The sequence below is a fragment of the Bradyrhizobium sp. genome (assembly GCF_036009065.1).
Taxonomy (GTDB): domain Bacteria; phylum Pseudomonadota; class Alphaproteobacteria; order Rhizobiales; family Xanthobacteraceae; genus Bradyrhizobium.
The window spans coordinates 1-2990 of sequence record NZ_DASYMN010000058.1 but is presented as its reverse complement, the minus strand read 5'-3'; the positions used below and the strand labels follow the sequence as shown (position 1 = coordinate 2990).

The 2990-nt window shown below is 62.1% G+C and carries 2 protein-coding genes and 2 pseudogenes; 2 read left to right on the top strand and 2 right to left on the bottom strand.

Annotation, left to right across the window (positions count from 1 at the left end; translation table 11 throughout):
* Nucleotides 1–386 precede the first annotated feature (386 nt).
* Nucleotides 387–989 (bottom strand): TetR/AcrR family transcriptional regulator, encoded by a 603-nt coding sequence (locus VGP39_RS03940; protein ID WP_414644557.1) that lies wholly within the window; start codon nt 987–989, stop codon nt 387–389.
* Nucleotides 990–1097: 108 nt separating this feature from the next.
* On the opposite strand from VGP39_RS03940, the gene VGP39_RS03935 reads away from it, so the two are divergent.
* On the top strand, nt 1098–2306 hold the full coding sequence (locus VGP39_RS03935; RefSeq protein ID WP_327566795.1) for an MFS transporter: 1209 nt from the start codon (nt 1098–1100) through the stop codon (nt 2304–2306).
* A 21-nt stretch (nt 2307–2327) separates the two neighbouring features.
* A pseudogene (locus tag VGP39_RS03930) lies at nt 2328–2513 on the top strand (MaoC/PaaZ C-terminal domain-containing protein); the annotation flags it as partial.
* 9 nt (nt 2514–2522) lie between these two features.
* Here VGP39_RS03930 and VGP39_RS03925 read toward each other — a convergent pair.
* Nucleotides 2523–2990: pseudogene (locus VGP39_RS03925) on the bottom strand (MFS transporter); the annotation flags it as partial.

Below are 2990 nucleotides of genomic sequence, written 5' to 3'. Positions count from 1 at the left end.
TGTCTTCGGTGAAAAGCCGCAGCGCCGGTATTCGCAAGGGCCATTGCGCCGCATCGCAAAGATTGCAACTCCGATGGTGAGGTGACGAACAGCAGTCACCTCTCAATGCGTTAACGGATCAGGGTTTCTGCTTTGGCGTTCTAACCGGTCCTCGTTCAATTGCCAGCTAATGTCGGCCGATGCGCCAAAGTGCCGACATTTCAGATCGCGCATTTACGAGCGCATCCGAAGCGGAATGTCTGTCGGGCTCAGAGAAAGTCGATGTCGGGCGCTTCGCCGAGTGGGACGTTCGCTAAGTGACACCTCAAATTGGTTCGAGCCATAGCGAAGTCCCATCCGGCAAGTTGATCTTGAGTGGGTCTGCTTTGGGACCGGAGAGCCGTCATTTATTGGCCGTGGCCGTCGGTGTTGCTTTGCCCTAACGGGTACGTCAGGACCTCGTCGAGAAGGCGGTGCGCTTCTTCGGCCGTGGGCGGCGCCGGAGTGAACAAAATCCGATACATGACGGGCGCGATGACGCGTTCCAACAAGAGCTTTGCCGGAGGCGCTAATTCACCTCGGTCGAGTGCACGAGCGTGAATGGTTTCGATCTGCCCATAGGTGAAAGCGGAGCATTGGCTGGCATTCCCCGGCAGCGTTTCGCGGAGTATGTCACGGATCATCGCACGCCCCGGGGCGGAAGCCATCTCCTCAACATACTGTTCAAGCCACAGAGTTAGGTCCCCCTTGAGGCTTCCCGTGTCAACGGGGGCCGTTTCGGGGCGCAACTTCTCCAGCGCCACGTCGGACAAAAGCTGCGACAGCGTCCCCCAGCGTCGGTAAATCGTCGACGGCGTGACCCCCGCCCGAGCCGCGACGGCGGGCACGGTCAGTTCCCCTTCGCCACCATCGGCCTGAAGCTCGCGAACGGCCCGATGCACGGCCTTCTGCACCCGCGCGCTCCGCCCGCCGGGTCGCGGACTGGACCTGTCGACTGCCTCCTTCTGCATTCTCTGACGCGCCTCCGCCCCATCTTAACGCTAACGATTTGCTTTTGTGGCCGGTTGAAGGTATACCACCAAAAGCAAACTTTTTGCTTTTACCACGAGGTCACGCGCATGACCACCTCTACGGCCGAAGCTTTCGCTCAGGATCGGCAGCCTCGCTTCCTCCATGCTGTGACGTTGATTTTGTTCCTCGCGGCGGCAAGCGTACCTACCCCCCTGTATCGTCTGTATCAGCAAGAATGGGGGTTCTCTTCATTGATGCTCACCGTGATCTTCGCGGTTTATGCATTGGCCCTACTTGCCGCCCTACTCATCTTTGGGTCGCTATCCGATCGGGCAGGTCGTCGCCCTGTCATCCTAGCGGCGCTGACGTTTGAGGGCGTCGCCCTCGTGCTCTTTCTCACGGCTCGGAGTATCGAGTGGTTGGTGTTTGCCCGGCTGATCCAGGGCTTCGCGACCGGCCTTGCGACCACATCGCTCGGGGCTGCCATGCTCGACATCGACCGGCAGGGAGGAGCGCTGACCAACGCTCTCGCGACGATAGCAGGCACGGCGTTCGGGGCAGTGGGTTCCGGCCTTCTGGCGCAATACGCGCCTGCGCCACTCCATCTCGGCTATGTCCTGCTGTTCGCGCTCGTCGTCGTCCAGGCGATCCGGACGGCGCACGCCCCTGAAACGATCACTGCGCGATCGCTCCACCGATGGTCCTTCAAGCCGAGGGTCGCTGTGCCGGCGCGGGCGCGGGTCGCATTCCTCGCCATGACCCCGATCAATGTAGCGCTTTGGGCCCTATCGGGCTTCTACCTGGCGCTGATGCCGTCCTTGCTCGTGACGATAACCGACCCTGCCGCCGCCTGGTTGGGCGGGCTCGCGGTCGCCGCGTTGATGGCAGGCGCCGCCGCTGCCATTCTAGTCCTCCGTCGCTACTCGGCTTCATCCGCTCTCATTCTAGGAGCGGGAGCGTTGGTAGCCGGCCTGCTCGGGGTTCTCGCCGGAGCAAATGTCGCGTCGCCTTCCCTGCTGTTGGCAAGTTCCGCGCTCGCTGGCATCGGCTTCGGCGCTGCCTATCTCGGCGCGCTGGGCAGCATCGCGCCACTGGCGGAACCGCATGAGCGCGGCGCCTTGATGGCGGCTTTCTATATCGAGGGCTATCTGTCCCACGCTTTGCCTGCTGTCGGCGCCGGCTATTTGGCGCAGGAGATTGGGCTACTTGCGGCGGCCAACGTGTTCGGTGCTGCTCTCATCCTGCTCGCGTGCGCGGCGATATTCCTTGCCCTCGCTCAGCGTCGAGACCTTAGCCGGCGCAAGAGATCAGCGTAGTTCACTGGAGGCGAAGCAAAAATGATCGAGTGGTTCGACGACCTGGCGTTGGGGATGCGTTTCAAAACCGGCGAGGTTACGGTCACGACGGAAGATACAAAGCGGTTTGCTGCGGAGTTCGATCCGCAGCCGTTTCATTTGGATGAAGCCGCCGCCAAGAAAACCGTATTCAAAGGTCTTGCAGCATCCCCGGATTTCGCTGCCGCTTAATCCGGGCTACACGCTACACGCTGCTGATCTCTTGCGCCGGCTAAGGTCTCGACGCTGAGCGAGCGCAAGGAATATCGCCGCGCACGCGAGCAGGATGAGAGCAGCACCGAACACGTTGGCCGCCGCAAGTAGCCCGATCTCCCGCGCCAAGTAGCCGGCGCCGACAGCAGGCAAAGCCATGGACAGATAGCCCTCGATATAGAAAGCCGCCATCAAGGCGCCGCGCTCATGCGGTTCCGCCAGTGGCGCGATGCTGCCCAGCGCCCCGAGATAGGCAGCGCCGAAGCCGATGCCAGCGAACGCGGAACTTGCCAACAGCAGGGAAGGCGACGCGACATTTGCTCCGGCGAGAACCCCGAGCAGGCCGGCTACCAACGCTCCCGCTCCTAGGATGAGAGCGGATGAAGCCGAGTAGCGACGCAGGACTAGAATGGCAGCGGCGGCGCCTGCCATCAACGCGGCGACCGCGAGCCC